Genomic DNA, 23,826 nt, shown 5'->3' with positions numbered 1-23,826 from the left:
AAGAAGACATGACGCTGGACCTGACCGTGGCCGATGCTGCCCCGAAACCTGCCAAGACGCTTGCCGACGCGCAGACCGTGACCGCCGTGAAACACTGGACGGACAGCCTTTTCTCGTTCCGCGTGACGCGGCCCGCCAGCCTGCGCTTCCGCTCGGGCGAATTCGTGATGATCGGGCTTCCGGGCGATAACGGCAAGCCGATCCTGCGGGCCTATTCCATCGCCTCGCCCAACTGGGATGACGAACTGGAATTCTATTCCATCAAGGTGCCCGACGGCCCGCTGACTTCGCGGCTGCAACATATCCGGCCCGGCGATCAGATCATCCTGCGGCCGAAACCCGTGGGGACGCTGGTCCTCGACGCATTGCTGCCGGGCAGACGGCTGTGGTTTCTGGCCACCGGCACCGGCGTCGCGCCCTTTGCCTCGCTGATGCGCGATCCCGAAACCTACGAGCGCTACGAGCAGGTCGTGATGATGCATACCTGCCGCACGGCGGAGGAACTGACCTATGGCCGCGAGCTGGTCGGGGACCTGAGGAATGATCCGCTTCTGGGCGAAATCTACGGCGAGGATTTCGCCGATCGACTGCTTTACTACCCCACGACCACCCGCGCGGAATCGCCGCGGATGGGCCGGATCACCGACAACATCACCTCGGGGAAGGTCTTCGAGGATCTGAACCTGCCGCCGATCTCGCCCGGAACGGATCGCGCGATGATCTGTGGCAGCCTGGCCTTCAACGTCGATGTGAAGGCGGTGCTGGAAGGCTTCGGCCTGCACGAGGGCGCCAATTCCGAACCGAAGGAATTCGTGGTCGAAAAGGCCTTTGTCGGCGACGGTGTCTGAGGGGCAGCCTCCGCGGCGTCTCTGTTGCTCAAATACCCTCAAGGGGGGCCGGGGGACAGAATGTCCCCCGGCCGTCGCGGGACGCGGATCAGAAGAACGCCTGCAACCCGGTGATCGCGCGGCCAAGGATCAGCGCGTGGATGTCGTGCGTGCCCTCGTAGGTGTTCACCGTTTCCAGGTTCGCCATGTGTCGCATGACCTGATATTCCTCGGAAATCCCGTTGCCGCCATGCATGTCGCGCGACCACCGCGCAATCTCCAGCGCCTTGCCGCAATTGTTGCGCTTGACGATCGAGATCATCTCGGGGGCGGCCTGCGCCTGATCCAGCAGCCGGCCGACGCGCAGGCTGGCTTGCAGGCCCAGGGAAATCTCGGTCATCATGTTGGCCAGTTTCAACTGGTGCAGTTGCGTCTGCGCCAGCGGCTTGCCGAATTGCCGACGGTCCAGCCCGTATTGGCGCGCCGCGTGAAGGCAGAACTCGGCCGCGCCCATCACCCCCCAGGATATGCCATAGCGCGCTCGGTTCAGGCAGCCGAACGGCCCCTTCAGACCCTCGACGCCGGGCAGCAGCGCGTCCTCGCCCACCTCGACGCCATCCATCACGATTTCGCCGGTGATCGAGGCGCGCAGGGACAGCTTGCCGCCGATCCTGGGCGCCGACAGCCCCTTCATGCCCCTGTCCAGCACGAATCCCCTGATCTTGCCGCCATGGGCGTCCGATTTCGCCCAGACGACGAAAACATCGGCGATGGGCGAATTCGAGATCCACATCTTCGATCCCGACAGCACATAGCCGCCATCGGTCTTCTTCGCGACCGTCTTCATGCCCCCCGGATCCGAGCCCGCATCGGGTTCGGTCAGGCCGAAACAGCCGATCCATTCGCCCGAGGCCAGTTTCGGCAGGTATCTGCGACGCTGTGCGTCGCTGCCATAGGCGTGGATCGGATACATCACCAGCGAGGATTGCACCGACATCATGCTGCGATAGCCCGAATCGACCCGCTCGACCTCGCGCGCGATCAGCCCGTAGGCCACGTAGGATGCGCCGATGCCGCCGAATTCCTCGGGGATGGTGACGCCCAGCAACCCCATCTCTCCCATTTCGCGAAAGATGTCGGGGTCGGTCGTCTCGTCACGATAGGCGGCGATGACGCGGCCTTGCAGCTTGTCCTGGGCATAGGCCCGGGCCGCGTCGCGCAGCATCCGTTCCTCTTCGCTCAGTTGATCCTCCAGCCGGAACGGATCTTCCCAGTCGAACCGGACCGGAACCGGGCTATCCTTGGCTGCCATCGCGTCTTCTCCTGCATCTGCCTGACCGATCTCTAGCCTGCGGGATGAAAGGCTGGCAATGGCGCCACATCACGAAAGGGTTCACGCGCATGTTGGAACCGGTCGGAAAAACCTCTGTTATTGCGGTAACCGGGAAACACCGACGGAGGATGTTGCGCCATGCGCCGAATCATACATAACACGACGGCGATAGCCGCCTGCCTGTCTATCTTCGCCTCAGGCGCGGCAATCGCCGAAACAGCCGTCCAGCCGAACCCATCCTACAGGGTGGCGCAGGCGCAAGGGCAAGGAAACGATGTGTCGCCGCAGGATGAAGGCACGCTGAAGAAGCTGATCGAGGCGGAAAAGCAGAAACAGGCCCGGGAAAGGGCGCAGAAGGAAAAGCAGGCCGAGGCGCAGAAAAAGTCGCGCGACGAAAAGAAGCCTGACAAGACCAAGGCGGAAAACGGCAAGAAGAAAGATGCCGCGTCCGGGTCGGCCAAGGCCAAGGCCAAGGAAGACAAGCGACCCGCCAAGGCCGATCGCGCCAAGGATGGCACCCGCCCGAAGGAAAAGGCCGCCGCGCGCAAGGCCGAGGACGCCAAGCGCCCCGCGCAGGCTGATCGCGCCAGGCAGGAACAGCGGCCGCGCGGCAAGGATGACCGCCAGGATCGGGCGGCGAAGGACAAGAAACGGAACGATGGCGACCGCGCCAAGGGCCGTGCCGAAGCCGTCAGGGACGAGAACAAGGCAGACCGTGCCCGTGAGCGCGACGACCGCAAAGACCAGGGCCAGGGCACGCTGGGCAAGGCGATCACCGACGCCAAGTCCAGGCAGCGTCGTGAGGCCGATGCTGGCCGGCGGCTGGTGCTGGCCAGGGGTGAGGTGGCGCGCAAGCGCACCGGCACCATGCCCGGCCTGGGCGCCGTCCTGGCATCCGAGATCGATGGCGGACTGCGCGATGGCGATCTGAAATGCCTTTCGGGAGGAAGCTATCCCTGTGGCGACCGCGAGGCGATGATCACGCCGAAGGGCGTGCTGGTCGAACGCTCGGATGATGGCCAGTTGCGGCTTGCGCCCGCAGATTCGCAAATGTTCCGCGCCAATGACAAGGGCGATCTGGTCCGGCGCGTGGCCGAGGAAGGCAACCGCGAGACCGAAGGCGCCCGTCAGGCCGCGCGCGAGACGAAAGCCTCGGATGCAAAGGCCCTGCTGGACGGGCTGACCGGTCAGGTGACGCGCGACAAGGTAACGCGCGACAACTCGCGCCAATCGTCGCAGGATTTCCAGACTTCGCTGCTCAATGCGCTGCAGCAGAAAGACGGCAACCGTCAAGCGGCGAAGAAGGACGGCAATGACAACAACGATCTGACCAAGGCTCTGGTGCTGGGACTGGGCGCGCTGGCGGTCGGATCCTATCTGAACAACAACCGTCAGGTGGCGCTCAGCTCGCCCGACCGTGTCGTCGTCACCCGTGCCGATGGCTCGCAAGAGGTCATCAAGGACGAGGTGGCGCTGCTGCGCCAGCCCGGATCCGACATCACGACCGAGAATTTCGACGATGGCTCGTCGCGAACCATCGTGACGCGCCCGGATGGCAGCAAGGTCGTCACCATCCGCGACGCCGATCTGCGGGTGCTGCGCAGGACACTGATCTCGCCCGACGGCCGCTCGACGCGGCTGATCGACGACACCAGGACGGTGGCGCCCGTCAACATCGCGGCCTTGCCGGCGCCGGCCCAGCCCGTCACCCAGCCCGAGACGCAGATGGACGAGGCGGCGCTGCGCGCTGCCCTGCAGCAAGAGGCGAATGTGGACCGCCGCTTCACGCTGAGCCAGATCCGCAACATTCCCGAGGTTCGCGCACTGGTCGCGCCGGTCGATCTTGACGCGATCACCTTCGACACCGGCTCTGCCGCGATCAAGCCCGACCAGGCGCGGCAATTGTCGACGCTGGGCAATGTCATCCAGGAGGCCGTCGCCAAGAACCCGCGCGAGATCTTCATGGTCGAGGGATATACCGATACCGTCGGCTCGGATCCGATGAACCTGGCGCTGTCGGACCGGCGCGCCGAATCGGTCGCCCTGGCACTGACGGAATATTTCGATGTGCCGCCCGAAAATCTCGTCGTGCAGGGCTATGGCGAGCAATATCTGAAAGTCCGGGCCGAGGGCGATATTCGCGCGAACCGCCGCGCGTCGGTGCGCCGCATCACCGATCTGTTGCAGACCGCCCAGGCCGAGTGATCGCCGCCACAGACAATGAGAAGGCCCCGGTCACGCCGGGGCCTTCAATCATTCGAGGCCGCACCCTGATGCTTTACAGGTGGCGCGGAAATTCGATCTTCGGGCAGCGGTCCTGCACCACCGTGATGCCCCGCGACCGGGCCTGATCGGCGGCTCCGTCATGGCGTACGCCAAGCTGCGTCCAGATCACCCTGAGCTCGGGCAGCACCGCCAGCGCCTCGTTCACGATGTCGGGCACGGCCGAGGAACGGCGAAAGATGTCCACCATGTCCACCCGCGCGTCGGGCGGAATTTCGGACAGGCTGGCATAGACGGTTTCGCCCAGAATTTCCTCTCCGGCATTGCCGGGATTGACCGGGATGATCCGGAAACCCTGTGCCTGCAAATAGCGTGCGACGCCCCAGCTTGGCCGGGTTTCATCGGCCGACAGGCCGACGACGGCGATGACCTTCGCGTCATGGGCGATCCGGGAAATATCCCTGTCGTCGTCCAGGTCGATATCCATGGCGAGCCTCCTTCCTCAACCGCAGGTCGTAGACCCATTGCATAGAAAAGGCGCCCGGTCCAGAATTCTGGCCGGGCGCTAGTCGCGGAACGAGGGACAGTGATCCGAACATGACCGTTCCGGGGCCATGTTCTGACAGACAAATGGGGATCTGCGGCGAAAAGTTCCACCCCTTTCGCGAATTCGTGATTCGCGTTTCCGCAATGCGTGACGGCCCGCGAACAGGGCGTTGCGTGCATCATCGCATCCGCGACAGCGTTTCCCGGGCCTGCATGATGACCTCGCGCGGCGCCGACAGAAGCTGCCTTTCGGCCGCCGCTGAGCGCAAGAGATACAACCGCTTGCCGATGATGACGAAATAGCGCGGATCGCCCTTCTGCTTTGTGCCCTCGGCCAGCGAGACAGGGCAGAGGCCGCCGAAACCGGGCGCATAGGATCGCGGATCCGCTTCGAACCGGGCACGGTTCTCTTCGGTGGCGAAATGCCAGATCTTGCCCTGCCACATCGTCGCGATATCGGTCCGGCCAGGGATCGGCCGCCCCGATTTCTGGTAGCTGACCACATCGTATCCGCCAAGCGCCCAGATCTGCGCGGCGGCCGGAATGACCGAAGCGAAAACGAGCAGAAGCGACAGGATCAGGGGTTTCATGTGGCCGGACGAATATTGGGGACCCGTCCTCATTGGCAGGGACGGCGGCGATTCTCAACGCCCACACGCAAATCGTCGCAGGGAAGTGAAGTCAGCGTTGTGCCGCCGCATACAGCGCCACGGCGGCCGCGTTCGACACGTTCAGCGACCCGAAATCGGCGGCAAAGGGAATTCGCGCCACGTGATCGCAGCTTCTGGTGGTCAGATCGCGCATTCCCGGCCCCTCGGCCCCCAGAACCAGACAGATCGCGCGGCCGTCCAGATCGCTCAGCAGATCGGGCAGGGGCCGGCTGCCGCTGCCATCCAGACCGATCAGCACGAAGCCCATCGCCTTCAGCTGCGACAGCGCCTCGGCCAGGTTCGGCACCCGCAGATAGGGCTGCCGTTCCAGCGCGCCCGAGGCGGTCTTGGCCAGCGCGCCGGTCTCGGGCGCGGAATGACGGGCGGGCGCGATCACCGCGCGGGCGCCGAACACCTCGGCCGAACGCAGGACCGCGCCGATATTGTGCGGGTCGCTGACCCGGTCCAACGCCACCAGCAGGGGGCGCGCCTCGCCCGGTGCCTGGCGCAGCGCGACTTCGCTGAGACTGCCCCATTTCAGCGGCTTCACCTCCAGCGCGGCACCTTGATGGACGCTATCGGGGGACAGCGGCACGGTCTTGGCGAAGACGCGCGGATCGGTGATTTCGGGCGTCATGCCGGACAGATCGCCCAGCCGGTCCACGGCGTTGCGCGTGGCCACCAGACGCAGTTTTTCCCGCGCCGGATTGGCCAGCGCGTCGCGGACCGCGTGCAGGCCGAACAGCCAGACCGTCTCGGCCGCCGCCGCGCGGCGGGTGCGTTCCTTGTCAATCACCCATGCGGGCTTTCTGGGTTTTCCGGGTCTGTCGGCCATCTGCGGATCCTTTCGCATGCTGTCCTCTTGCGCGTCCCGGAAGGGCTGTGCAAGCCCCGGCCGATGAGGGCGGGAAATCCGCTTGACGGCCTTGGGCGTCGCGGCTAATCACGCCCCCACGCCGAAGGCTGTCGGCGGGCGACGTGCTGCAAGGTGCGGCAGCGGACTGTAACTCCGCCGGGGAGACCCATGCCTGGTTCGATTCCAGGGTCGCCCACCATCTTTCATCAGATCAAGTGCTTCGCCGCTGGTTGCATCTGGCGAGACCTGCCTTGAAATCTTGCCGCCGACCGGCTGCCTCCTGTCATTCATCCACGACGTTCAGGATCTGCGGTAAGGCGGGGCAGGGAAGCAGCTGGTTCTTGGCCACGTCGCCCAGCGTGTGATTGTGCAGGAAGACATAGACATGCGCCGACAGGCTTTCCCACAGCCGGTTCGACAGCGTTTGCGCCCGCGATCCCGACACCCCGCCCGAGGCCCCGGCGCCGACATGCATGGCGCTGACGGTTTCGTCGACCGCCTCCAGCACCTCGGCGATGCGGATCGTTTCGGCCGCGCGGGCAAGGCGATACCCGCCGCCGGGGCCGCGCACCGAGGTCACCAGACCCGAGCGTCGCAGCCGCACGAAAAGCTGTTCCAGATAGGGCAGCGAGATGTCCTGGCGTTTCGAAATCTCGGCCAGCGAAGTCATCTCGTCCTGGCGCGCGATCGCCAGATCGGTCAGCGCAATGATGGCATAGCGCCCCTTGGTCGACAGTTTCATCGCCCGCTCTCCCCTCGCCGTGCACGCCGCATTGACGGGTGTCGCACGGCTGCGTTATGCCGCCGAGGCCCGTTTCTTGCGCAATCGGTGCCGGCTTCCCAGATGATACGGTCTAGAAGCCGGACGCGAAGGCGTCAAGGAACCACCAAGTTCGTGAAGGACGACGATGCCAGAGCTGATTTTTCCCGGCCCCGAAGGCCGCCTCGAGGGCCGCTATCACCCGCAGCCGGGCAAGCCCGACGCCCCCATCGCCATCGTCCTGCATCCGCATCCCCAATACGGCGGCACGATGAACAACCGCGTGGTCTATAACCTGCATTATGCGTTCCATAACATGGGCTTCACCGTGATGCGGTTCAATTTCCGCGGCGTCGGGCGTAGTCAGGGCGAATTCGATCAGGGGATCGGCGAATTGTCCGATGCCGCCTCGGCGCTGGACTACCTGCAGGCGATGAACCCGAATTCCAAGCATTGCTGGGTGGCGGGGTTCAGTTTCGGCGCCTGGATCGGGATGCAGCTTTTGATGCGACGCCCCGAGATCACCGGCTTCATCAGCGTCTCTCCGCCCGCGAACATGTATGATTTCAGCTTTCTCGCGCCCTGTCCCTCGTCGGGGCTGATCGTCAATGGCACCGCCGACCGGGTGGCGCCGCCCAAGGACACCCACACACTGGTCGGCAAGTTGCGCGAACAGAAGGGGATCACCATCACCCACGAGGAAATCGAGGGCGCTGACCACTTTTTCCGCGACGACGAGACGCATATGAATCCGATGATCGGGCTGGTGCAGAACTATGTCCGCCGGCGCCTGACCGAAAGCAGCCGCTGAGACGGCCGTGTCGGATCGTATCGCCCGCCAGATCGCCTTTCTGTGCGAGGCGGATCGGCTGAAAACGGTCCGCCGCGCGAATGTGCTGATGGATCTGTCGCGGTCCGAGAACAGCGCCGAACATTCCTGGCACGCCGCGCTGTGGGCGATGGTGTTCGGCGGATCGGACCGCGCCATCGCCATGCTGCTGCTGCACGACCTGGTCGAGATCGATGCAGGCGATCAACCGATCCATCTGGATCACGATGCCGCGGCCCTTGCCCGGGCCGAAGCCAGGGCGGCCGACCGCATTTTCGGGCTTGCAGGCGATTCAGGCGATTTGCGCGGAATCTGGGCCGAATTCGAGGCGGCCGCCTCGTCCGACGCGAACTTTGCCAAGCGCATGGATCACGCCAATCCGTTGTTTCAGGTCGTCTCTGCTGCCACGCCGCGGCCCGATCACGTCCGGATCGTACAGGCCAACTTGAATGGCGGCCGCGCCAGGCGATTGCGGCAGGACTGGCCCGAGGCGGCTGCGGCCGCCGAAGCCCTGATGCGGGGCCGCGCCGTGCCCGACGGCGATCTGGCACGGCGGCTGGCCTTTCTGGCCGAGGCCGATCGGCTGAAATCGGTCTATCGGGCCAATACGCTGATCGACGGGTCGCGGCGCGAGAACAGCGGCGAACACAGCTGGCACGTGGCGCTTTACGCGCTGGTCCTGGCCGATCTTGCCAAGGGCGCGGTCGATATCGGCCGGGTGATCCGGATGCTGCTGATTCATGATCTGGTCGAGATTGATGTGGGCGACGTGCCGCTGCATTCGGCCCAGGGTCAGGCCCACGGATCGCCCCGGATTCAGGCGGCCGAAGCCCGCGCCGCGCGCCGCATTTTCGGACTTCTGCCGCAGGATCAGGCCGCCGAATTGCTGGCGCTGTGGACCGAGTTCGAGGCCGCGGCGACACCGGACGCGGTTTTCGCAAAGGCCCTGGATCGCTGTCAGCCGGCCGTGCAGAACCTGCGCTCGGGCGGAAACGGCTGGCGCGAATATGCCGTCACGCTGGGCGATATCGAAACCCGGGTCGGAACCAGGATTGCCGCCGGGGCACCCGGCCTTTGGTCATGGCTGCATGGCGAGATCAAGGGATGGTTCGGCTGAGCCACTCAGACCACCAGCGGGCGGGCATTGGCGTTGTGGCGATCGACCAGGTGGCGTGCACGCTTGCCGGTGGCAAAGGGCCGCGCCGCGGGAAAGGCGTCGCTGCGATCGCGCAAATCCGGAAACAGGGTAAAGATTTCCTCGGCGACCGGTCCCAGAGACAGCAGCGCCTGCGGGCCGGGATAGAGTGATTCGGTCTCGGCCCCGTTCGACAGCACGATTTCGTGCTGGTCGAACATCAGATGCAGATAGGTCACCTCATCCAGATCCGCGGCCGGCTCGATGCCAGGCATCTCGGTCATCTGCTTGGCCGCAACCAGCAATTCGGATGCGCCGAACATGCGCTGCGCGATGGGTGAGCGGACCAGAACCCGGTGCTGGGGCGACACGACCAGATCGTGACGTGGCAGGCCGTCGCCCAGGGCGCCCACGCGGATGCGGATGGGGCGCATCCGCTGCATCGCCGCCAGCGCCGGCGGATCCAGTCGGCGCCGTCCGACCCAGCGGATCGGCTGCAAGCCGTGATCGCGGGTCCAGACCAGATCGCCCGGCACCAGTTCCTCGACAGCCCGTTCGCCCCGATCGGTGAGGATCATCGTGCCCAGGGTAAAGCAGGGCGGGGTGACGGTCGCGAACGAGGCCATGTCATGGCGCCCGGCATAGGCCGCATTGTAATTGACGTTGAAATCCTGCGCCCGCGGCAGCGCGATCGAGACGATGGGATAGGTGGTCACGGCCGCGACCTCGGCCTGCGTGCTGTCCTGCACCGGCGGCGGAATCATGAAGACGTTGCCCGATGTGTCCTGGAAGATGCGGACCATGCTTTTGACCGTATCGGTCCGGCCATCGGGCAATAGGCGGGTGATCGCGACCTCGGTGGCGGTGAAGGCGCCATCGATCTCGTGCGAGGCGGTTTGCGTTCCGTTCAGCGAATAGCTGATCTTTTCCTGCTCGCCCCGCCAGTTGTTCGTCAGCAACTGACCATCGCCGTTGTCGTCCTGCATCGTGACGGCGGTCAGCTTGCCGTAAAGCGGATCCTCGGCGCTGCCGAAGGATTTCCCGGCAAAGATCCGTGTCGCTTTTTCCGAGGCAAAGCTGCGTTCGTCAGGATCGATGTCCGCGAACTGGCCCAGATGGATCATGTTGTAGGTCGGGTATTCGATCATTTTGAAACCATCCACGCTGAAAACTCGACGATGGCTATCACGTCCGACCTGGAAACGCATGGGGATTGAGTTTGAAAATTTATTAAAATCAGGTTGTTAACCTAAAAATAACGCCCGCGGAACGCTGATTGCATACAGTCGCATACATTCTTTCCTTTCGCGACCGGACGGGGTATGACCGCGGCAATCCGAATCCAACGCCAAAGGGGGCATCATGTCGAAAATCAAGGTAGAGAACCCCGTCGTCGAGCTTGATGGCGACGAGATGACCCGCATCATCTGGGATTTCATCAAGCAGAAACTGATCCTGCCCTATCTGGATATCGACCTGAAATATTACGATCTGGGCATCGAGGAACGCGACCGCACCGACGATCAGATCACCGTGGACGCGGCCGAGGCGATCAAGAAGCACGGCGCCGGCGTCAAATGTGCCACGATCACCCCGGATGAGGCGCGCGTCGAGGAATTCGGCCTCAAGAAGATGTGGCGCAGCCCGAACGGCACGATCCGCAACATCCTGGGCGGCGTGATCTTTCGCGAACCGATCATCTGCAAGAATGTGCCGCGGCTTGTACCGGGCTGGACCCAGCCGATCATCGTCGGTCGCCACGCCTTCGGCGACCAGTATCGCGCCACCGATTTCCGCTTTCCCGGCAAGGGCAAGCTGACCATCAAGTTCGTCGGCGACGACGGCGAGACGATCGAGCACGAGGTGTTCCAGTCGCCCGGTTCCGGCGTCGCGATGGCGATGTACAACCTCGACGATTCGATCCTCGACTTCGCCCGCGCCAGCATGAACTACGGTCTGAACCGCGGCTTGCCGGTTTATCTGTCGACCAAGAACACGATCCTGAAAGCCTATGACGGTCGCTTCAAGGATCTGTTCCAGAAGGTCTATGAGGAGGAATTCGAAGATCGCTTCAAGAAGGCCGGCATCACCTACGAACACCGGCTGATCGACGACATGGTGGCCAGCGCGATGAAGTGGTCGGGCGGCTATGTCTGGGCCTGCAAGAATTACGACGGTGACGTGCAGTCGGACACGGTTGCGCAGGGATTTGGCAGCCTGGGGCTGATGACCAGCGTGCTGATGACGCCCGACGGCAAGATCGTCGAATCCGAGGCCGCCCACGGCACCGTCACGCGACATTACCGTCAGCACCAGCAGGGCAAGGCGACCTCGACCAACTCGATCGCATCGATCTTTGCCTGGACGGGCGGGTTGAAGCACCGTGCCAAGCTGGACGGCAATGATGCATTGCTGAACTTCGCCACGACGCTGGAGAAGGTCACCGTGCAGACGGTCGAGGATGGATTCATGACCAAGGATCTGGCGCTGCTGGTCGGGCCGGATCAGGAATGGCTGACCACGATGGGCTATCTGGAAAAGGTGGATGAATACCTGAACAAGGCGCTCGCCTGACCGCACGCGCCATCTGATCCCGCCGATCGTTCCGGGCGCGGGGGTGCCGACTTCGCAAGGCCGCGCGGATTATTCCGCGCGGCCTTTCGCTTCGCGCAGGCCCGTCAGCAAAGCGGGCAGGTCGCGCGCGCCTGTTTCTGCGTGACGCACGAGCTGGTCGAAATGCGTCGTCAGGATGCGGACCCGGTCGCTGTCCCGGAAAACCAGGTAATTCTGACCGATGTAGATGGCGGCCATCAGCGGCCCGAACACCGTCAGCGGCGCCGAGAACAATTCCCGCGCATCGAAAAGACAGACCCGCAGCGAGGGATAGAGCTGTTCGGTCACCTCATGCACATGGTCAAGCTGGGCATCGCGCAGGGCGCCGGGCAGATCGTCGTAATAGCCTTCGCCCCGCGCCAGCGCCTCGAGTTCTTGCCGCGGCATGGCGATCTCCAGGTCCGATGCGGTCTGCCGCATCCAGTCCAGCCGCCTTTCGCTTGCCTCGATCGCCTGTTCCGTGCTGCGGGTCCGGTGTCGGGCATATTCCCATCGCAGCATTTCATGGGTTTTCAGCATGTCGGGAAGGCCAGTGGGCACGTGGCGGATCTTGTAGCCCGCGGCCTGCTGATGCCATTGGTAAAGCTGATCGTCGATCAGCGCCCGCGTGGCCGCCGTCACCTGCAACGAGGCATCGACCAGATCGGTTGCCATCTGCTGATGTTCGCTGAGACCCAGCAGCCAGTCCGTGCTGATCCCGAAATGCCGCGCGGCCGAGGCAACCAGATGCGCGCCGGGCATCCGCCCGCCCTCATCCGCAAGAAATTGCGACACGGTCGACCGATCCACGCCGATCGCACGGGCCAGACCTGACTGCGTTTCGCCGGTCTCTGCCATGATCCGCGAAAGCCTGCGCCGCAATTGCCGCGCAAGATCGCGCCTGTCCACAAGATTCTTCATGTGGTGACAATTATCACGCTTTGCGCCTTTATGCTAACAATGTTCGGAATTCTGTGCGGGTCGGCCGGATGATAGCCCTGTCGCAATCCCGAACAGAAGGAGCAGGACATGGAAACCCGTCGCCGATCCCTGACCAAGGCCGTTCTCTGGCAGATGCTGGGGCTGGTCGTGATGACGGTGGTGGGCCTTTTGGTGACCGGTTCGGCCAGCGCCGGCGGGTCTATCGCTCTGATCAACGCGGCGTTGGGAATCGTTCTCTACACGGGCTACGAACGTCTGTGGCAGCGCATCGGCTGGGGCAGGGCCGCGCGGCCAGCCACCGCCGCCCGCCGCGCATAGCGGGCGCGGACAGCGGCCCGCTTTCCAACGGCGACGAAATCCGCTATCGCCTGCGCAGCAAGGACATTCCCGTCTCGTCCCGCCCTCCGGAGCCCGTCATGAAAGCCGCGATCATCACCTTTCCCGGATCCAATTGCGACCGCGATCTGGCCATCGCACTGGAACGCGCCGGGGCCCGCGTGGAACGGGTCTGGCACAAGGACGATTCGTTGCCCGAAGGCACCGATCTGGTCGGCGTGCCGGGTGGGTTTTCCTATGGCGACTACCTGCGCTGCGGAGCCATCGCCGCGCATTCGCCCATCGCCGCGCCGCTTCGCGACCACGCCCGAAGGGGTGGCTTCGTGCTGGGCATCTGCAACGGCTTTCAGGTGCTGACCGAACTCGGGCTTCTTCCTGGCGCGTTGATGCGCAATCGGGGGCTGACCTTTCTGTGCAATCCGGCGCGGCTGAACGTGGCCACGACCGCCAGCGCCTTCACAGCCGGCTATGCCGCCGGACAGCAGATCACCATTCCCGTGGCCCATCACGACGGCAATTATCAGATCACCGACAACGGGCTGGCCGAACTGCGCGACCAGGACCGGATCGCATTCACCTATGCGCCGGGCATCAATGGTTCGATCGCCGATATTGCGGGGATCCTGTCGGAAAACCGCCGCGTTCTGGGGCTGATGCCACATCCCGAACGCGCCGCCGATCCCGATCTGGGCGGCACCGATGGCGCGGTGCTGTTCCGGTCGCTGGTGGACCATCTGGTTCACGCCTGACTTGAGCGATCGTCCTTCTGGGCCTAGATTGCGACGATTACAGGATTTTCGCCGGATGAACCCGTGACCGAGGATCAGGACAGCGGCGCCTTGGACGAAGGCGCGCGCGCGGGCCGGCCCCAGCCCGCCAATCCGTGGTGGCTGCGCCTGGCCATCGCGCTGATCTTCCTGACGGCGCTGGCTTCCATCTGGACAACCAACACCTGGCTGACCGAGCGGTTTTCCGAAAATACCCGTGTCCGATCGGAATTGCGGCTGGCGTTGTATACCGGCAATCTGATGTCGGAATTGCAGCGCAATCAGGTGGTTCCGCTGCTGCTGGCGCGCGACCCCACGCTGATCCAGTCGCTGCAGGGCAACGAATTCTCGATGACCTCGGCACGGCTGATCGAGGCGCAGAAGGAAATCGGCGCGGCCTCGATCCGGCTTCTGGACGCTTCCGGGCGCACGGTCGGCTCGACCGACCGCTATCAGCTTGGCAGCAACAACGCACTGGCACCTTATTATGTCGAGGCGCTGCGCTCGCGCGACACGGTCTTCACGGTCTCGAATCAGGGGTCCGGTGCCTTCGAATTCACCTATTCGCGCGCGGTGGTGGCCGATGGCAAGACGCTGGGCGTGATCGTGGTGGGCGCGGATCTGACCCGGCTGGAACGGTCCTGGGCGGGGATCTCGGACGCCGTTGCGGTGACCGACAGCGAAGGCACGATCATCCTGGCGACCGAGCCGCGCTGGCGCGGGCTGACCATGCCCGAGGCGCTGGCGGTGCGATCGGCGCCGTCAGCGATCCAGCGGGCATTCCAGGTCACGGCCGACTGGACCAGCCCCCCCGCCGACGCCTATCTTCAGGGCCGCGCCGTGATGCGCAACGAATCGCGGATCCCGTTCCGGGGCTGGCGGATGGTCAGCTTCACCACCTATGTTTCGATCCGCGAGCGTGTGAACGCCGTCCTCGCGCTGGAAATCATGGGTTTTGCGATCCTGCTGGCGGGCACCTTCTACGTCCTGTCGCGTCGGGCGCGGCGGCAATCGGCCGCCTATATGCGCGAATCGGCCGATCTGCGGGCCCTGAACCTGCGCCTGACCCGAGAGATCGCGGAACGCGAACGGGTTCAGAAAGAGCTGCGGGTGGCCGAGCAGACGGTCCAGCAAAGTTCGAAACTGGCGGCTCTGGGCGAGATGTCGGCCGGTGTCAGCCACGAACTGAACCAGCCGCTGGCCGCGATGAAGACCTATCTGGCCGGCGCGCGGCTGCTGCTGCAACGCGGCCGCGGCGAAGAGGCATTGTCCAGCTTCCAGCGCATCGACGATCTGATCGAGCGGATGGGCGCGATCACCCGGCAGCTGAAATCCTACGCCCGCAAGGGCGGCGAGGCGGTCGAGCCGGTCGATCTGCGCGCCGCGGTCAGCAGTGCGCTGACGATGATGGAACCTCAGCTTCGCGCGCGCACGATCCGCGTCAATCGCAACCTGCCGCGCGGCCGCGTGATGGTGCTGGCCGACCGTATCCGGCTGGAACAGGTCATCATCAACCTGCTGCGGAACGCGATCGATGCGGTCAGGGACCGCCGCGAGGCGCAGATCGACATCTCGGTCGAGAGCGGCTCTCACGCCTATGTGTCCGTGCGTGACAACGGACCGGGTGTTTCCGACCTGGAAAAGCTGTTCGAACCGTTCTGGACGACGAAGAAGCCCGGTGAAGGAACCGGATTGGGCCTTGCGATTTCCTCTACCATCGTGGCGGATTTCGGGGGGCGCCTGACCGCACATAACGAAACCGGGGGCGGCGCCGTCTTTCAGGTCGAGTTGCCCCTGCACCGGCCCGGACGATCGCGCGAGGCGATGGCCGCCGAATAAGAACAAAGAGAGAGGATGCCCGATGTCCCGCAAGCTGAAGATTGCGATTGTTGACGACGAACCCGACATGCGGGAATCGATCAGCCAGTGGCTGGTCCTGTCGGGATTCGACACCGAAACCTATGCCAGTGCCGAAGATGCCCTGAAGGTCATCGGGGCGGACTGGCCGGGCGTTGTCGTGTCCGATATCCGCATGCCCGGCATGGACGGGATCGCGTTCCTGAAGCGGCTGATGGGGCTGGACTCGGCGCTGCCCGTGATCCTGATCACCGGCCACGGCGATGTGCCGATGGCGGTCGAGGCGATGCGGTTGGGCGCCATGGACTTCATGGAAAAGCCGTTCAATCCCGACAAGATGACGCAGCTGGCCAAGAAGGCCACTCAGGCGCGGCGGATGACGCTGGACAACCGCGCCCTGCGCCGCGACCTGTCGGAGGGCCAGCAGGTCATGTCCAAGCTGATCGGATCCAGCCCGGTCATGGAACGCCTGCGCGAGGATATCCTGGATCTGGGGCAGGCGGATGGGCACGTCCTGATCGACGGCGAGACCGGAACCGGCAAGACGCTGGTCGCCCATGCCCTGCACGCGGTGGGTCCGCGCGCAACGAAGAAATTCGTTCCCGTCTCCTGCGCCGCCTATAACGACGAGGCGTTGGCCGCGCGGCTGTTCGGTCCGATGGAGGACGGCCTGCCGGCGGTCGAGGAAGCGCGCGGCGGCACCCTGTGCCTCGAGGATGTCGAGGCGCTGTCCGAAGGGTTGCAAGCCCGCCTGCTGGCATTCATCAGCGAACAGGGAACGCCGGCCGAGACCCGCATCATCGCCATCTCGAACGCCCGAGGCGAGGGCCGCAAGGCCGAGGATTCGTTACGTCCCGACCTGTTCTATCGCCTGTCGGCGCTGAAGATCGCGCTGCCGCCGCTGCGCGCGCGCGGCGAGGACATCTTGCAGCTTTTTACCCGCATGACCGAACAGTTCAGCGAGGAATACGGCTGCGAGCCGCCGCAGGTCAGCGCCCAGGAAGCCGCGCAATTGCTGCAGGCGCCGTGGCCCGGGAATATCCGCCAGCTGATCAACGTGGCCGAACGGGCGGTGCTGCAGAACCGGCGCGGGTCGGGATCCATCGCCTCGCTGCTGATGGCCGATGGCGAGGATACGCAGCAGGCGACCACGACCGAGGGCAAGCCGCTGAAGGAATATGTCGAAAGTTTCGAGAAGATGCTGATCGACAATACCATGCGCCGCCACAAGGGCAGCATCGCCGGGGTGATGGACGAATTGTGCCTGCCGCGCCGGACGCTGAACGAGAAGATGGCCAAATACGGCTTGCAGCGCGGGGATTACCTGTAGGCGGATTTGAACCGGGGGCGGTCTTCGCCCCCGGAGCTCCCCTTCCCCTGCTGGTAACAGCACACGGGTCACAAACACATCTTGCAGGGACGCGCGAACCATACTCGTCAAACGATCCTCCCCCGATCCGGCCGACAGGGCCGAAGGGGACGGACAACACCAACCGGTCCCACGCTACCATCCGCAAACCCGCCGGACGGTGATTGAGCAAATGCAGCAAATCCGGTGGGAGAACAACTTGTCCTTATGGTCAACTGTCGGGTGCACGGGCTCTCTGGTGGGCCTTTGTCTTGCGATCGTCCGCGCGCGGGTTTAACCCCGTCGAGGACATCGAAAGGCAGCACGATCATGAGCCAGGACGCGTTTCGCCCCCGCACCAGGGCCGTTCATCACGGCACCCGCCGCAGCCAGTATGGCGAAATGGCCGAGGCGATCTTTCTGACGCAGGGTTTCGTCTATGACAGCGCCGAACAGGCCGCGGGTCGCTTTGTCGAATCCGGCCCTGACGAATTCATCTATGCCCGCTACGGCAATCCGACCAGCCGCATGTTCGAGGACCGGATCGCCGCGCTGGAAGGGACCGAGGATGCCTTTGCCACGGCCAGCGGCATGGCGGCGGTCAACGGCGCGATGTTTTCGTTGTGCGTGCCGGGCGATCACGTGGTCGCCGCCCGCGCGCTGTTCGGATCCTGCCTTTACGTGCTGGACCTGCTGCGCAGGTTCGGGATCGAGGTCAGCTACGTGGACGGCACCGACCTGGAGCAATGGAAAACCGCGATCCGGCCGGGCACCAGGGCCGTCTTCTTCGAATCGGTCTCGAATCCGGGGCTTGAGGTGATCGACCTCGCCGCTGTGGCCGACCTGGCTCACGCGGCGGGCGCGCAGGTCGTGGTGGACAATGTTTTCGCCACCCCGGTCTTTTCGCGCGCGGTCGAACTGGGCGCCGATATCGTGGTCTATTCCGCGACCAAACATATCGACGGCGGCGGACGTGCCCTGGCCGGGGTGATCTGCGGCACGCGCGATTTCATCAGGGGAACGGCCGAGCCCTATCTGAAGCATACCGGCGGCGCGATCAGCCCGTTCCACAGCTGGCTGATGCTGAACGGCCTGACCACGATGGACCTGCGCGTGCGCGCGCAGGCCGAGGCGGCCGGGACCATCGCCGGCGCTCTGCAAGGCCACCCGGCCCTGTCACGGGTCATCTATCCGGGCCTTGCCGATCATCCGCAGCATGATCTGGCCATGGCGCAGATGGGATCCGGCGGGACGATGATCGCGATCGAGCTGGCCGGCGGCAAGGACGCCGCCTTCGCGGCGCTGAACCGCCTGCGGATCGTGAAGATCTCGAACAATCTGGGCGATGCGAAATCCATCGTCACCCATCCGGCGACGACCACCCATCAGCGCCTTTCGGACGAGGCCCGTGCGCATCTGGGCATCACGTCCGGTTTGCTGCGCCTGTCGGTCGGGCTGGAGGATCCGCAGGATCTGATCGCGGATCTGGTCCAGGCCCTGGAGGGGTGATTCCGCGCCGTTGCCGGTTCCGGGGCTGATTTGTCGCATCCGGACCTTTAGAATGGCACCGCCCGGCCCCATATTTCCGGGGCTGCTCAAGGGGAATGTCCTGCATGACCGAAGCCCGTCCGATGATCCCGGCCTATCCGGCGCTGAGCCGTGACTATGACGCCGAATTCCGCGCCGATGCCGATTACAGGCAGGGAATGCCCGATCTTCAGAACGGCCCGGCCAGCCTGATCGTGGGCGCGCGGGCGCCGATCCAGCATGTCGGCATCTCGAATTTCCGGCTGCCGATCACCTATCAGACCCGCGACGGCGGCGAGATCGTGCTGGAAACCAGCGTGACCGGCACCGTTTCGCTGGAGGCCGACCGCAAGGGCATCAACATGTCCCGGATCATGCGGTCCTTCTACGCCCATTCCGGCCACCTGTTCAGCCTCAGGGTGCTGGAGGCGGCGCTGGACGACTACAAGACCGATCTGGACGCCTTCGACGCACGGATCCTGATGCGCTGCTCCTACCCGATCCGGGTCGATTCGCTGCGTTCGGGCCTGTCCGGCTGGCAGTATTACGACATCGCCCTGGAAGTGGCCGAACATCGGGGTCAGCGTCTGCGGATCATGCATTTCGATTATGTCTATTCCTCGACCTGCCCCTGTTCGCTGGAATTGTCGGAACATGCGCGCGAGGCGCGTGGAAGGCTGGCGACGCCGCATTCGCAACGCTCGATCGCGCGGATATCAGCGGTGATGACGGGGCCGGAAAAGGTCTGGTTCGAGGATATGGTCGACATGTGTCGCCGCGCCGTGCCGACCGAGACGCAGGTCATGGTCAAGCGCGAGGACGAACAGGCTTTCGCCGAACTGAACGCCGCGAACCCGATATTCGTCGAGGACGCGGTGCGGGCCTTTGCCAAGGGATTGCTGGACAATCCGCAGATCGGCGATTTCCGGGTCGTCGCCAGCCATCAGGAATCGCTGCATTCCCACGATGCGGTCAGCCTGCTGGTCGAGGGGTCGACCTTCGCCCAATCCTCTCTGGATCCGATGACCTTCGCGGGAATGCGGGCTTAGGCTTGCGTCCCGCGACGGCCGGGGACTTCGCGTCCCCCGGACCCCCTGCGGGATATTGTCACCAAGACAAATTCAGGAACGCAAGGTGAACAAGGCTTTCCTTGTGCCAGCGCCGGCCCTATGTTGACCTGATGCAACTTCTGGACGATTCCGACGATTTCGATGGGGTCCCGCTGTCACAGCGGGCGATGGCCGCGCGGCCCGCGCCCTATCTGGACGGTCTGAACCCGGCGCAGCGTACCGCCGTCGAGGCGTTGGACGGACCCGTCCTGATGCTGGCGGGGGCGGGAACCGGCAAGACGCGGGCCCTGACCACGCGAATCGCGCATCTGCTGATGTCGGGCAAGGCCCGGCCGGGACAGATCCTGGCAGTGACCTTCACCAACAAGGCGGCGCGCGAGATGAAGGAGCGGATCGGCCGCCTGCTGGGCGAGGTGGTCGAGGGAATGCCTTGGCTGGGCACCTTTCACAGCATCAGCGTCAAGATCCTGCGCCGCCATGCCGAACTGGTCGGCAATGGCGAGTTGCATCTGAAGCCCAGCTTCACGATCCTGGACACGGAAGACCAGATCCGACTGATGAAGCAGTTGATCCAGGCCGAAAATCTGGACGAGAAACGCTGGCCGGCGCGGCAGCTGGCCGGGCTGGTCGATGGCTGGAAGAACCGCTGCCTGACCCCCGCGCAATTGCCGCGCGGCGAGGCGGCGGCCTTCGACGGCTGGGGCGGGCGGCTGTACCAGGCCTATCAGGACCGGCTGCTGACGCTGAACGCTGTCGATTTCGGTGATCTGCTGATGCATTGCGTGACGCTGTTCCAGGCCCATCCCGACGTGCTGAAAGGCTGGCAGGACCGGTTCCGCCATATCCTTGTGGACGAGTATCAGGACACCAACGTCGCGCAATATCTGTGGCTGCGGCTGCTGGCGCAGGGGCATCGCAACATCTGCTGCGTGGGCGATGACGATCAGTCGATCTATGGCTGGCGCGGGGCCGAGGTGGGCAATATCCTGCGCTTCGAGGCCGATTTCCCCGGCGCCCGGGTGATCCGGCTGGAACAGAATTACCGGTCCACGCCGCAGATTCTGGCGGCCGCCTCGGGGCTGATCACGGCCAATGCCGGGCGGCTGGGCAAGACCCTGTGGACCGATGCCGAGGACGGCGAGAAGGTGCGCCTGATCGGGCATTGGGACAGCGAGGCCGAAGCGCGCTGGATCGGCGAGGAGATCGAGGCTTTTCAAGGCGGACATCGCGCCGCGTTCGGCCGCGTCGGTTTGAACGACATCGCGATCCTCGTGCGCGCGTCTCACCAGATGCGCGCCTTCGAGGACCGTTTCATGACGATCGGCCTGCCATACCGGGTGATCGGCGGCCCCCGCTTCTACGAGCGGCAGGAGATTCGCGACGCCATGGCCTATTTCCGTCTGGTGGTCAGCCCCGAGGACGATCTGGCCTTCGAGCGGATCGTCAATACGCCCAAGCGCGGGCTTGGCGACAAGGCGGTGCAGACCATCCAGGCGGTCGCGCGCCGCAGCGGTGTCAGCCTGCTGGAAGGCGCGCGGATCGTGGTCGAGGAAAAGCAGCTGGGCGGCAAGGGGCTGGCCAATCTGCGCGATTTCGTGGGCGGCATCGGCCGCTGGCACGCCGACGCCATCGACAGCGCCGCAAGCCATGTCGAACTGGCCGAGCGGCTTCTGGACGAATCCGGCTATACCGCGATGTGGCAGAACGAGAAGACGCCCGATGCGCCGCAGCGGCTGGACAACCTGAAGGAACTGGTCAAGGCGCTGGAGGAATTCGACAATCTTCAGGGATTCCTGGAGCATGTCGCACTGGTCATGGATCGCGACGACGGCGAGGCTGGCGAAGAAGTCAGCATCATGACCCTGCACGCCGCGAAAGGTCTGGAATTTCCGCTGGTCTTTCTGCCGGGATGGGAGGACGGGCTGTTCCCGAACCAGCGCGCCATGGACGAGCAGGGCACCAAGGGGCTGGAGGAGGAACGGCGGCTGGCCTATGTCGGCATCACCCGCGCCGAGCGGCTGGCCACGATCAGCTTCGCGGGCAACCGGCGGCTTTACGGGCAATGGCAATCCTCGATGCCCTCGCGTTTCGTCGATGAACTGCCCGAGGATCACGTCGAGGTTCTGACTCCGCCGGGACTTTATGGCGGCGGCTACGGCGCCGCGATGGCCTTTGCCGGGGCCAATGCCGGCACCGAGATGCATGACCGCGCGGCCCGCGCCGACGTCTACAATTCTCCGGGATGGAAGCGGATGCAGGCGCGGGCGGCCGACCGCAAGCCGCCCGTGCATCGGATGCCCGTCACCATCGACGCCGAACCGGCGGCGCGGTTCAGCGTTGGCGATACGGTGCAACACGCGAAATTCGGCGAGGGCCGGATCATGGGAATCGCCGAGGATACGCTGACGGTGCAATTCGCGGCGGGCTTCAGGAATATCAAGGCCGCCTATGTGCAGCCCGCCGAGGGCGAACAGGACGTGCCGTTCTAGCAAGGCTGGGCGGCCCCGAAGGGAAGGACGCAAGATGCTGAACATCGACGTGGATACCGGCCGCAATGTCGTCACCGCCAGACCCGAAGGTGCGATCCCGGCCTCGGATTTCGAGGCTCTGGGACGCGCCATCGACGATTACGCCAACGAAAACGACCGGATGCCGGGGCTTGTCGTGCGGCTGAACGGCCTGCCGCAATGGCAGGGCCTGTCGGCTCTGCGGGCGCATTTCGACGTGGTGCGCAAACATGCCGCCGTCCTGCCTCGGGTGGCGCTTGTCACCGACACCATGGGCCTGTCGATGCTGCCCAATATCGCCGACATTTTCGTGCGGGCGCGGGTGCGCCATTTCGATGTCAGCCAAGAGGAACAGGCGATCGCCTGGGCCGGCTCGTCCGAAAAGGAGCCCGAGGGTTACGTTCTGCTGGAGGGATTCCCCGAAGAGGTGATCGCCATCCGCGCGGTGGGCGAAGTCACCTCGCGCGATTACGAGGATCGGCTGATCCCGCTGGTGCGCAAGATGGAACGGAAACATGGAAAGCTGCGGCTGCTGATGCAGCTTGGCCCGGATTTCGAAACCTATACGACCGGCGCGATGTGGGACGACGCGCGGCTGGGCCTGACCCATTGGCGCAGTTTTGAAAAGGTCGCGGTGGTCAGCGATATCGGCTGGATCACCCGATCGGTGAAAATGTTCGCGCCGCTGATGCCGGGCGAGGTTGCGGTCTTTCCCGGCGACGCGATGCAGGCGGCGACTTCGTGGATCACCGAAGGGGCGGGGTCGGCGAAACCCGAGAAATCCGGCTCCGGAAAGACTGCGCAGGACAGTGCCGCGCCCGGGAAATCCTCGACCCGCAGCCAGCGGGCGACAAGGCCGGACGCGGCGAAGTCCGCTGCGGCGAAAGAGGCCGCGGGATCGACCGGCAAGACGGCTTCGGCAAGGCCCGCGACCGGGCGGAAAGCGGCCGCATCCCGAACCGCCGCGAAAAAAGCCGTCGCGAAGCCGGGATCGGCGAAACCCCTGGCCAGCGACTCCGCATCCGGGAAGGCCGGGGCAAGCTCTGGCGCCACCAATGGCAAGGCGGCCACGAAAAAACGCGGCTCCGCCGCAAGACCGGCGCGCAAGCCCGCCGCCCCGCGAAGGCCGAAAGCCTAGCCTTTCAGCCGCCGCCTGTGCCGGTGCGTCGCTTCGGCGGCCGCCTTCCCTTGCCTCTGCGATCTGTCCCGGCCTTGGATTGCACGATCCCTTTCCGGTCGCGTCAGCTTGCCCGCAAGGGGAAAGGCGCCTGATCCCCGGCAGGGCGTGCCGGTGCGTGCAAGGCGCTGGCGGCGCTGCCTTTCCGCTTCGCCGACATCGCGCATTGACAGGTTCAGAAACTTCCCTGATAACGCGTCGAAAGTTGAGTAAAGGAGTCGGATATGCCTGACGTGAACAAACGGACCTTTCGGAGCATCACCCCCAAGCGGATCGTCGCCCTGGGCGGCGCCGCGGCCATGGTCATCGGCACGCCGCTGATGGCCCAGGCAGAGCGGATCGAGGGCCGCTCGAGCTATGTCATCGCGCAAGCCGAGGGCGAAGGAGAGGGGGGCGCGGCCGAAGCGCCGGTCAATGCCGAGGGCGAGGGTGAAGCGTCAGCCGCCGAAGGCGAGGGCAAGGGCGCCGAGGGCGAAGGCGAGGGGGGATCGGTTGCCGCCGAAGGCGAGGGTGAAGCCGCTGCTTCCGAAGGCGAGGGTGAAGC

Annotated in this window: 21 protein-coding genes and 1 tRNA gene; 15 read left to right on the top strand and 7 right to left on the bottom strand. The window is 64.7% G+C overall.

Features of this window, described 5'->3' with window-relative positions:
- Nucleotides 1–8 precede the first annotated feature (8 nt).
- Complete coding sequence (locus B4L36_RS05290; RefSeq protein WP_292953444.1) at nucleotides 9–848, top strand: ferredoxin--NADP reductase; 840 nt, start codon at nucleotides 9–11, stop codon at nucleotides 846–848.
- Nucleotides 849–936: 88 nt separating this feature from the next.
- Here B4L36_RS05290 and B4L36_RS05285 read toward each other — a convergent pair whose 3' ends face one another.
- On the bottom strand, nucleotides 937–2,139 hold the full coding sequence (locus tag B4L36_RS05285; protein ID WP_292953441.1) for an acyl-CoA dehydrogenase: 1,203 nt from the start codon (nucleotides 2,137–2,139) through the stop codon (nucleotides 937–939).
- Nucleotides 2,140–2,436: 297 nt separating this feature from the next.
- On the opposite strand from B4L36_RS05285, the gene B4L36_RS05280 reads away from it, so the two are divergent.
- Nucleotides 2,437–4,365 (top strand): OmpA family protein, encoded by a 1,929-nt coding sequence (locus B4L36_RS05280; RefSeq protein ID WP_292953438.1) that lies wholly within the window; start codon nucleotides 2,437–2,439, stop codon nucleotides 4,363–4,365.
- Nucleotides 4,366–4,438: 73 nt separating this feature from the next.
- Here B4L36_RS05280 and B4L36_RS05275 read toward each other — a convergent pair whose 3' ends face one another.
- The 3 genes from B4L36_RS05275 to B4L36_RS05265 all read right to left on the bottom strand — a co-directional run bounded on the left by B4L36_RS05275 (nucleotide 4,439) and on the right by B4L36_RS05265 (nucleotide 6,414).
- Nucleotides 4,439–4,870, bottom strand: coding sequence for a CoA-binding protein (locus tag B4L36_RS05275; protein ID WP_292953435.1), 432 nt, complete (start codon nucleotides 4,868–4,870; stop codon nucleotides 4,439–4,441).
- Nucleotides 4,871–5,108: 238 nt separating this feature from the next.
- Nucleotides 5,109–5,519: a YHS domain-containing (seleno)protein gene (locus B4L36_RS05270; protein ID WP_292953432.1), complete on the bottom strand. Its 411-nt coding sequence runs from the start codon at nucleotides 5,517–5,519 to the stop codon at nucleotides 5,109–5,111.
- 91 nt (nucleotides 5,520–5,610) lie between these two features.
- The gene (locus B4L36_RS05265) at nucleotides 5,611–6,414 is read right to left on the bottom strand and encodes a TrmH family RNA methyltransferase (protein ID WP_292953429.1); all 804 of its coding nucleotides are present in this window, start codon (nucleotides 6,412–6,414) and stop codon (nucleotides 5,611–5,613) included.
- A gap of 136 nt (nucleotides 6,415–6,550) precedes the next feature.
- Here B4L36_RS05265 and B4L36_RS05260 point away from each other — a divergent pair.
- Nucleotides 6,551–6,634 (top strand) — tRNA-Tyr (locus tag B4L36_RS05260).
- An 84-nt stretch (nucleotides 6,635–6,718) separates the two neighbouring features.
- Here B4L36_RS05260 and B4L36_RS05255 read toward each other — a convergent pair.
- Complete coding sequence (locus tag B4L36_RS05255) at nucleotides 6,719–7,177, bottom strand: Rrf2 family transcriptional regulator (protein WP_292953426.1); 459 nt, start codon at nucleotides 7,175–7,177, stop codon at nucleotides 6,719–6,721.
- Between the two features lie 166 nt (nucleotides 7,178–7,343).
- Between B4L36_RS05255 and B4L36_RS05250 the strand changes: the two genes are divergently transcribed.
- Together B4L36_RS05250 and B4L36_RS05245 are read left to right on the top strand one after the other, a co-directional pair.
- Nucleotides 7,344–8,006 (top strand): alpha/beta hydrolase, encoded by a 663-nt coding sequence (locus B4L36_RS05250; protein ID WP_292953423.1) that lies wholly within the window; start codon nucleotides 7,344–7,346, stop codon nucleotides 8,004–8,006.
- Between the two features lie 7 nt (nucleotides 8,007–8,013).
- Nucleotides 8,014–9,141 (top strand): HD domain-containing protein, encoded by a 1,128-nt coding sequence (locus B4L36_RS05245; RefSeq protein WP_292953420.1) that lies wholly within the window; start codon nucleotides 8,014–8,016, stop codon nucleotides 9,139–9,141.
- 5 nt (nucleotides 9,142–9,146) lie between these two features.
- On the opposite strand, the gene B4L36_RS05240 is transcribed toward B4L36_RS05245, so the two are convergent.
- On the bottom strand, nucleotides 9,147–10,307 hold the full coding sequence (locus B4L36_RS05240) for a Hint domain-containing protein (protein WP_292953417.1): 1,161 nt from the start codon (nucleotides 10,305–10,307) through the stop codon (nucleotides 9,147–9,149).
- Nucleotides 10,308–10,521: 214 nt separating this feature from the next.
- On the opposite strand from B4L36_RS05240, the gene B4L36_RS05235 reads away from it, so the two are divergent.
- Nucleotides 10,522–11,733: an NADP-dependent isocitrate dehydrogenase gene (locus tag B4L36_RS05235; protein WP_292953414.1), complete on the top strand. Its 1,212-nt coding sequence runs from the start codon at nucleotides 10,522–10,524 to the stop codon at nucleotides 11,731–11,733.
- A gap of 69 nt (nucleotides 11,734–11,802) precedes the next feature.
- Here the strand turns inward: B4L36_RS05235 and B4L36_RS05230 are convergent, their stop codons facing one another.
- Nucleotides 11,803–12,672 carry a helix-turn-helix domain-containing protein gene (locus tag B4L36_RS05230; RefSeq protein WP_292953411.1) on the bottom strand — a complete coding sequence of 290 codons (870 nt, stop codon included), beginning with the start codon at nucleotides 12,670–12,672 and terminating at the stop codon, nucleotides 11,803–11,805.
- 108 nt (nucleotides 12,673–12,780) lie between these two features.
- On the opposite strand from B4L36_RS05230, the gene B4L36_RS05225 reads away from it, so the two are divergent.
- The 9 genes from B4L36_RS05225 to B4L36_RS05185 form a co-directional block, all read left to right on the top strand.
- Nucleotides 12,781–13,011, top strand: coding sequence for a DUF2061 domain-containing protein (locus B4L36_RS05225; protein ID WP_292953408.1), 231 nt, complete (start codon nucleotides 12,781–12,783; stop codon nucleotides 13,009–13,011).
- Between the two features lie 98 nt (nucleotides 13,012–13,109).
- Nucleotides 13,110–13,778 (top strand): phosphoribosylformylglycinamidine synthase subunit PurQ, encoded by a 669-nt coding sequence (purQ, locus tag B4L36_RS05220; RefSeq protein WP_292953405.1) that lies wholly within the window; start codon nucleotides 13,110–13,112, stop codon nucleotides 13,776–13,778.
- Nucleotides 13,779–13,841: 63 nt separating this feature from the next.
- Complete coding sequence (locus B4L36_RS05215; RefSeq protein WP_414692138.1) at nucleotides 13,842–15,635, top strand: sensor histidine kinase; 1,794 nt, start codon at nucleotides 13,842–13,844, stop codon at nucleotides 15,633–15,635.
- 22 nt (nucleotides 15,636–15,657) lie between these two features.
- Nucleotides 15,658–16,983 carry a sigma-54-dependent transcriptional regulator gene (locus B4L36_RS05210; RefSeq protein ID WP_292953402.1) on the top strand — a complete coding sequence of 442 codons (1,326 nt, stop codon included), beginning with the start codon at nucleotides 15,658–15,660 and terminating at the stop codon, nucleotides 16,981–16,983.
- Nucleotides 16,984–17,331: 348 nt separating this feature from the next.
- Nucleotides 17,332–18,510: an O-succinylhomoserine sulfhydrylase gene (gene metZ / locus B4L36_RS05205; RefSeq protein WP_292953399.1), complete on the top strand. Its 1,179-nt coding sequence runs from the start codon at nucleotides 17,332–17,334 to the stop codon at nucleotides 18,508–18,510.
- 104 nt (nucleotides 18,511–18,614) lie between these two features.
- Complete coding sequence (folE2, locus tag B4L36_RS05200; RefSeq protein ID WP_292953396.1) at nucleotides 18,615–19,577, top strand: GTP cyclohydrolase FolE2; 963 nt, start codon at nucleotides 18,615–18,617, stop codon at nucleotides 19,575–19,577.
- 131 nt (nucleotides 19,578–19,708) lie between these two features.
- Nucleotides 19,709–22,087, top strand: a complete 2,379-nt coding sequence (locus tag B4L36_RS05195) for an ATP-dependent helicase (RefSeq protein WP_292953393.1) — start codon at nucleotides 19,709–19,711, stop codon at nucleotides 22,085–22,087.
- A gap of 34 nt (nucleotides 22,088–22,121) precedes the next feature.
- Nucleotides 22,122–23,243: an STAS/SEC14 domain-containing protein gene (locus tag B4L36_RS05190; protein WP_292953390.1), complete on the top strand. Its 1,122-nt coding sequence runs from the start codon at nucleotides 22,122–22,124 to the stop codon at nucleotides 23,241–23,243.
- A gap of 263 nt (nucleotides 23,244–23,506) precedes the next feature.
- The coding region (locus B4L36_RS05185) for a hypothetical protein (RefSeq protein ID WP_292953387.1) at nucleotides 23,507–23,826 on the top strand (320 nt) is incomplete at its 3' end.

The sequence above is a fragment of the Paracoccus sp. UBA889 genome (assembly GCA_002294185.1).
GTDB lineage: Bacteria > Pseudomonadota > Alphaproteobacteria > Rhodobacterales > Rhodobacteraceae > Paracoccus.
Note: the sequence above shows the minus strand (reverse complement) of the source record. Positions and strands in the feature narration are given on the sequence as shown.

Excerpts from the sequence above, each read along its gene's own strand:
- purQ (WP_292953405.1), top strand. The coding sequence starts at position 13,110 with ATGAAAGCCGCGATCATCACCTTTCCCGGATCCAATTGCGACCGCGAT.
- metZ (WP_292953399.1), top strand. The coding sequence starts at position 17,332 with ATGAGCCAGGACGCGTTTCGCCCCCGCACCAGGGCCGTTCATCACGGC.
- B4L36_RS05190 (WP_292953390.1), top strand. The coding sequence starts at position 22,122 with ATGCTGAACATCGACGTGGATACCGGCCGCAATGTCGTCACCGCCAGA.
- B4L36_RS05250 (WP_292953423.1), top strand. The coding sequence starts at position 7,344 with ATGCCAGAGCTGATTTTTCCCGGCCCCGAAGGCCGCCTCGAGGGCCGC.
- B4L36_RS05195 (WP_292953393.1), top strand. The coding sequence starts at position 19,709 with ATGCAACTTCTGGACGATTCCGACGATTTCGATGGGGTCCCGCTGTCA.
- B4L36_RS05230 (WP_292953411.1), bottom strand. The coding sequence starts at position 12,672 with ATGAAGAATCTTGTGGACAGGCGCGATCTTGCGCGGCAATTGCGGCGC.
- B4L36_RS05270 (WP_292953432.1), bottom strand. The coding sequence starts at position 5,519 with ATGAAACCCCTGATCCTGTCGCTTCTGCTCGTTTTCGCTTCGGTCATT.
- B4L36_RS05210 (WP_292953402.1), top strand. The coding sequence starts at position 15,658 with ATGTCCCGCAAGCTGAAGATTGCGATTGTTGACGACGAACCCGACATG.
- folE2 (WP_292953396.1), top strand. The coding sequence starts at position 18,615 with ATGACCGAAGCCCGTCCGATGATCCCGGCCTATCCGGCGCTGAGCCGT.
- B4L36_RS05225 (WP_292953408.1), top strand. The coding sequence starts at position 12,781 with ATGGAAACCCGTCGCCGATCCCTGACCAAGGCCGTTCTCTGGCAGATG.
- B4L36_RS05255 (WP_292953426.1), bottom strand. The coding sequence starts at position 7,177 with ATGAAACTGTCGACCAAGGGGCGCTATGCCATCATTGCGCTGACCGAT.
- B4L36_RS05275 (WP_292953435.1), bottom strand. The coding sequence starts at position 4,870 with ATGGATATCGACCTGGACGACGACAGGGATATTTCCCGGATCGCCCAT.
- B4L36_RS05265 (WP_292953429.1), bottom strand. The coding sequence starts at position 6,414 with ATGGCCGACAGACCCGGAAAACCCAGAAAGCCCGCATGGGTGATTGAC.
- B4L36_RS05240 (WP_292953417.1), bottom strand. The coding sequence starts at position 10,307 with ATGATCGAATACCCGACCTACAACATGATCCATCTGGGCCAGTTCGCG.
- B4L36_RS05235 (WP_292953414.1), top strand. The coding sequence starts at position 10,522 with ATGTCGAAAATCAAGGTAGAGAACCCCGTCGTCGAGCTTGATGGCGAC.
- B4L36_RS05285 (WP_292953441.1), bottom strand. The coding sequence starts at position 2,139 with ATGGCAGCCAAGGATAGCCCGGTTCCGGTCCGGTTCGACTGGGAAGAT.
- B4L36_RS05290 (WP_292953444.1), top strand. The coding sequence starts at position 9 with ATGACGCTGGACCTGACCGTGGCCGATGCTGCCCCGAAACCTGCCAAG.